Below are 216 nucleotides of genomic sequence, written 5' to 3' on the forward strand. Positions count from 1 at the left end.
TGCTCGCGCCGTTGGCCGCGCATGCCCAGCAGGGCAACGACTACGCCGCGATGCTGTCCTATCTCAACCAGAGCCGCATCGACGGCCGCACCCTGGCCGGCGCCGATGGCGCCATGACCGTCAACATGGCCGCCGGTGATCTCAACCAGCAGGCCAACCTGATGGGCATCGCCAACGGCCGCAACGCCCACATCAATGTCGATGCGCGCCAGCAGC

1 protein-coding gene is annotated in these 216 nt (G+C 67.6%); it reads left to right on the forward strand.

Features of this window, described 5'->3' with window-relative positions:
• The coding region (locus tag RRF55_RS29070) for a hypothetical protein (RefSeq protein ID WP_439419461.1) at positions 1-216 on the forward strand (216 nt) is incomplete at both ends.

Source organism: Klebsiella sp. K47 (assembly GCF_051858335.1).
Classification (GTDB): domain Bacteria; phylum Pseudomonadota; class Gammaproteobacteria; order Enterobacterales; family Enterobacteriaceae; genus Klebsiella; species Klebsiella pneumoniae.